Annotated in this window: 9 protein-coding genes; 2 read left to right on the top strand and 7 right to left on the bottom strand. The window is 52.9% G+C overall.

The window, feature by feature from the left end; genetic code table 11:
• Positions 1–507 (top strand): CBS domain-containing protein (locus IGR76_12045; GenBank protein ID MBF2079221.1); only part of this gene is annotated, 507 nt, incomplete at its 5' end.
• A gap of 37 nt (positions 508–544) precedes the next feature.
• Here the strand turns inward: IGR76_12045 and IGR76_12040 are convergent.
• The 7 genes from IGR76_12040 to IGR76_12010 all read right to left on the bottom strand — a co-directional run bounded on the left by IGR76_12040 (position 545) and on the right by IGR76_12010 (position 3,969).
• The gene (locus IGR76_12040; GenBank protein ID MBF2079220.1) at positions 545–727 is read right to left on the bottom strand and encodes a hypothetical protein; all 183 of its coding nucleotides are present in this window, start codon (positions 725–727) and stop codon (positions 545–547) included.
• Entirely contained in the window at positions 720–1,061 is a 342-nt protein-coding gene (locus IGR76_12035) for a Dethiobiotin synthetase (GenBank protein MBF2079219.1), read from the bottom strand. The genes IGR76_12040 and IGR76_12035 overlap by 8 nt, the downstream gene beginning before the upstream one ends.
• A gap of 58 nt (positions 1,062–1,119) precedes the next feature.
• The gene (locus tag IGR76_12030; GenBank protein MBF2079218.1) at positions 1,120–1,998 is read right to left on the bottom strand and encodes an alpha/beta hydrolase; all 879 of its coding nucleotides are present in this window, start codon (positions 1,996–1,998) and stop codon (positions 1,120–1,122) included.
• 140 nt (positions 1,999–2,138) lie between these two features.
• Positions 2,139–2,834: an alpha/beta fold hydrolase gene (locus IGR76_12025; GenBank protein ID MBF2079217.1), complete on the bottom strand. Its 696-nt coding sequence runs from the start codon at positions 2,832–2,834 to the stop codon at positions 2,139–2,141.
• Between the two features lie 26 nt (positions 2,835–2,860).
• Positions 2,861–3,046, bottom strand: coding sequence for a hypothetical protein (locus tag IGR76_12020; protein ID MBF2079216.1), 186 nt, complete (start codon positions 3,044–3,046; stop codon positions 2,861–2,863).
• Between the two features lie 24 nt (positions 3,047–3,070).
• On the bottom strand, positions 3,071–3,580 hold the full coding sequence (locus tag IGR76_12015) for an alpha/beta hydrolase (protein MBF2079215.1): 510 nt from the start codon (positions 3,578–3,580) through the stop codon (positions 3,071–3,073).
• Between the two features lie 128 nt (positions 3,581–3,708).
• Positions 3,709–3,969: a glycogen/starch/alpha-glucan phosphorylase gene (locus tag IGR76_12010; GenBank protein MBF2079214.1), complete on the bottom strand. Its 261-nt coding sequence runs from the start codon at positions 3,967–3,969 to the stop codon at positions 3,709–3,711.
• 62 nt (positions 3,970–4,031) lie between these two features.
• Between IGR76_12010 and IGR76_12005 the strand changes: the two genes are divergently transcribed.
• Positions 4,032–4,218, top strand: a 187-nt coding sequence (locus IGR76_12005) for a transposase (GenBank protein MBF2079213.1), incomplete at its 3' end; no start/stop codon positions are given.

The following is a 4,218-nucleotide window of genomic DNA, read 5'->3' as shown; positions in this document are numbered from 1 at the left end:
GTGTCCGATATTCTGACCCAGAGCCTTTCTGGACAGGCCATCGATTTCACAGCTATTTTGCAACAGCCGCTGTTTGTGCCGGAAAGTACGCGGGCGTTGCGGGTGCTGGAGCTGTTTAAGCAGTCGGGAACCCATATCGCGCTGATTGTGGATGAGTACGGTGTGATCCAGGGCTTAGTCACGCTGAATGACATCATGGAAGTGATTATTGGTGACATTCCCTTTGCGGATCAGGCGCAGGAATCCGCCGCAATTCAGCGAGAAGATGGGTCATGGCTGTTGGATGGTATGTTGACGATCGATCGCTTTAAGGAACTCTTTTCGCTAGAGCAACTTCCGGGTGAAGAACGGGGCAATTATCAGACGCTTGGTGGATTTGTGATCACGTTTTTGGGGCGTATTCCCACCTCTGCGGACTATTTCATCTGGGATGGGTATCGGTTTGAAGTGGTGGATATGGATGGCAACCGAGTTGATAAGATTCTCTTGGTGCCGCCATTCCTGTAACGGGATTCATTTAGTATCGCCCCTTTCGCCTTTTCGCCTAGGATCGCGCCTTCCAAGTGCCGCCATAGCGGTAGTTGGGATTGTCCTGACTGCAAACCTGCCAGCACGCTGGACAAACCAGCACCCAACCCGAATCCGCTGTGTACTGAATCCGATAGCGCAGGGCACTTAACATTTGGCAGCGATCGCACGGTTTTGGTTTGGCGACCCGCTTACCCATACCACGTGCCCGCCAAAATACTGCGAACGGCGATCGCAATCCGTTCCAAATCCTCATCCAGCAAGGGCGGCCATTCCACACCCCGTTGCCGTCCAGCAGTGAAAGACTGGCGGCTATCGTAGGCCAGTGTGAAGAGCGCAGATACCAAGTCCCGCTCTAGGGCTGGAACCTCTTTGAGGGCTTCAAACAAAACCTTGAGCGCCAGCAGAATTTCCGTGACCTGGCCGGGAATCGGGGGCACACCCTGACGGAGGCGATTCAAGAAGTTGCGATCGTCGTCGTCAACAAGCTGACCATAATTCAAAATGATCGGTTGGGCGGAATCGTAATCCATACTGCCAGCACTCCACATCTAGCCTTGCAGTGTACCGGAGCGATGTCTCCAACAGCAATTACTCCACCGATAGATCATCCCGATCCAAAAAATCGCGCATGTACTGATTCACCAACTGCGGCTGTTCTTGCTGCACCCAATGGCTACAGTTCGGGATATAGCAAATTTTCAAATCCTCGACATAGTCTTCCGTGCCGTAGGTGAGTTCAACGCCCAAGGCGGCATCCTTCTCCCCCCAAATCAGCAGCGTCGGGATTAAAAGCTTGTCCCACGGGCGATTGAGCCGATTATCCCTGCCAAAATTAGCGCGATAGTAGTTGAGCATAGCGGTGAGTGCGCCGCGTTTAGCCGCCGCTGTTTTAAACGCATCCAAATCCTCAGGTGTAAAGGCGGACTTATTGATGGCCATGTCTGCAAAGGCAGCGGCAACCATACGGTAGTCATCCCACCACAGCACCAGTTCCGGCAGGATGGGAAGCTGGAAAAAGAAAATGTACCAACTGCGGAGAAGTTGTTGCGGGGTTTTCAGGCCAGCGACAAACTTAGCGGGATGGGGCAAATTCATCACGATCAAGCGATCCACCCTATCAGGATGGGCATAGGCAAACGACCAGGCGATCGCCCCTCCCCAATCATGACCCACCAAAATACAGCGATCGTACCCCAGGGCGTGAATCGCACCGTTCACATCTTTAACCAATTCCTCCATGCGGTAGGCATCCACGGATTCGGGCTTATCACTATCGTTGTAGCCCCGCAAGTCTAGCGCCACCACCTTGTAATGTTGGGCAAATTCAGGAATCTGGTGCCGCCAGGAATACCAAAACTCAGGAAATCCGTGCAGCATCAGCATCAGATCCCCCTGGCCTTGGGTAACGTAGTGCAGCGTCACGCCGTTGGTGGTCAGCGTATCGTGAGTCCAAGTTTCAGATGTCATCGTGCAAACCTAATAAGAGGGCACTTCCATTGTGGGACAGCAATCTCGGGGTGAGTCTTGAGTGAGTATTAAGATGAGCGCTGACCGATTGCGTTTGGTGGATTAGTACTGATATCAGGGATTCGAGGCATCATTCACCGTCACGCAAAAGTCCAGATTAAACAACAGATGGGGATAGAGATCCGCTCAGGCGTCGTCAGCCAAATGAAGGGATGGATCTGTTCCTGAACTACCGAGGCAATAATATCTTTGCTGCCTGCCATGATCATGGTTGGGACTGGAATCTGGCTCATCCCTTCTGGGCCAAAGAGAATGCCCGTAATTGGACTCATGGCCACCACGACTTTGATGCGCTCATCCTGAAGCTGATAGTTGAACTGGGGCAACCGACTCGCCAAGCATTGCAGCGAAGGAGCCGCATTGAAACTAATTTGATTATTCGCACAGCTTTGCTGCAACCGATCAATGCTCAACGGTGCTCCTGCCAGAGCTAACACGGCGTAGCCCCCAAACGAGTGCCCAATCGCGCCCACATTCTGCAAGTCGAGTTTGCCCTGAAGCGCTGGGTCGGTTTGCGATCGCCGTTCTAACTCGTCCAGAACAAACGAAATATCATGGGGACGATCGAGATACTCCACGGGATTCACATCGCTGCTCAATAGCCCTTGAACTGCGGCCTGACGACGCTCAGCATCGCTACCAATATGCTGCGGCACCACCACCGCGAATCCGTAGGAGGCGAGATGTTCTGCCAAATAGGCGAACGCCTCCGGCCCCGATCCCAGCCCATGCGAAATCACAATCCCGGGGGCAGGCTCGATCAGACCATCTGGCATGTAGAAATCGACCCGAAAGGGGCGTTCTACCAGTTCTCTACGGGAGGAGAGGCGATCGCGCCGCAGTTCAAAGATTCAGCAGTGAACGCATACGGCCCCGGCACACTCAAGCTTTCCGTTGGAATCGATGGCAGCGGTGATGCCTTGATCTCTGCATCCATTTCCGTATCGATGGCTTGGAGGGCAGCATCTCGATATTCCGCAATTTCCATAAACGCATTCTTCAACCTCAGGAGTTAGGGTGCGCTAATCCGAATACTCGGTGACGGAAAAAATCGAATCACATTAAGCATACTCAGGCCATCGGGATCGTCCGCCGCAAGGATCAGGGCGGCGCGGATGGCATGAAATCCGTTTAACCCTGCCTCTGTGCGAATCACCGTTCCCAGGTTGGTCAGACTGCGCTCAATCATGGGCGAATAGGTCACCTGCGACACCGTGAATGCATCGATGTCCATCTCTTGCTGCAAAAAGTGGCGCAAATCAGCCCGTGCTTGGTCGTCAAGGAATCGGGCATACAGCCGCATACTGCCCCGGATCTCTCCGGTATTCGCAAAGGTTTCTAAATCATCAATGGCTAGTGGGAATTCGAGTTGCCCAAAGGTAACGCGCACCCGTTCTGCGGCCTCAACAGGTTTGGCAAACGGTAACCCACTTAAAAAGGCGATCGCCCCAAGGAGGAGCGATCGCCCAATGAATCGGTGGTGCCAAGGTGCGATCGGGATGCCAGCTTTGCGTATAACCATCGAATGGAGAACTCCTAGAGGCTGAATCATGCATGACCGTACTGATCATAGCCCCTAAGTCTGGCTTCTCTTATCGATTTTTCGCAAGCCATAGATCACACAACAGATCCCAATCGGGTTGTCCCAGCCTAAAGGGATATCCCCTGGGAATAGTCAGCCTCTTTTCCATTAATCGGAACGGCACTGATCCGCCAAATATCGTCGCAATAGTCCCGAATCGAGCGATCGGAGGAGAATTTGCCCATGCGAGCCACATTCAAAATCGCCATCTGCGTCCACCGATCCACATCTCGATAGACCTCACCGACATAGGTTTGGCAATCGACGTAGGATCGATAATCCGCTAGCACCAGATAGGGATCTCGATACAGCAAATGGCGTTGTTGCATGAAAGAGGGGTTGCGGGCAGGAGAGGCATGGTAAATTTCAGTTATCACATATAAAACCTGCCATGAAACCTCAATACCGCATCCGCAACTGGTCAGAGTATAACGCTGGATTGAAGGCTAGGGGAAGCCTCACCTTCTGGATCGAAGAATCTGTGCTGGGGCAGTGGGTGGTCGAGGAGTTGAGCGGCAAACCCGGCGCGTCAGTTCTTTATAGTGACCTTGCGATTCAAACAATGGCGACCGTCAAAG

The organism is Synechococcales cyanobacterium T60_A2020_003 (genome assembly GCA_015272205.1).
Taxonomy (GTDB): Bacteria; Cyanobacteriota; Cyanobacteriia; order RECH01; family RECH01; genus JACYMB01.
This window is presented reverse-complemented; position numbering and strand designations above follow the sequence as displayed.

Excerpts from the sequence above, each read along its gene's own strand:
- IGR76_12025 (MBF2079217.1), bottom strand. The coding sequence starts at position 2,834 with ATGCCAGATGGTCTGATCGAGCCTGCCCCCGGGATTGTGATTTCGCAT.
- IGR76_12035 (MBF2079219.1), bottom strand. The coding sequence starts at position 1,061 with ATGGATTACGATTCCGCCCAACCGATCATTTTGAATTATGGTCAGCTT.
- IGR76_12015 (MBF2079215.1), bottom strand. The coding sequence starts at position 3,580 with ATGGTTATACGCAAAGCTGGCATCCCGATCGCACCTTGGCACCACCGA.
- IGR76_12010 (MBF2079214.1), bottom strand. The coding sequence starts at position 3,969 with ATGCAACAACGCCATTTGCTGTATCGAGATCCCTATCTGGTGCTAGCG.
- IGR76_12020 (MBF2079216.1), bottom strand. The coding sequence starts at position 3,046 with ATGGAAATTGCGGAATATCGAGATGCTGCCCTCCAAGCCATCGATACG.
- IGR76_12030 (MBF2079218.1), bottom strand. The coding sequence starts at position 1,998 with ATGACATCTGAAACTTGGACTCACGATACGCTGACCACCAACGGCGTG.
- IGR76_12040 (MBF2079220.1), bottom strand. The coding sequence starts at position 727 with ATGGGTAAGCGGGTCGCCAAACCAAAACCGTGCGATCGCTGCCAAATG.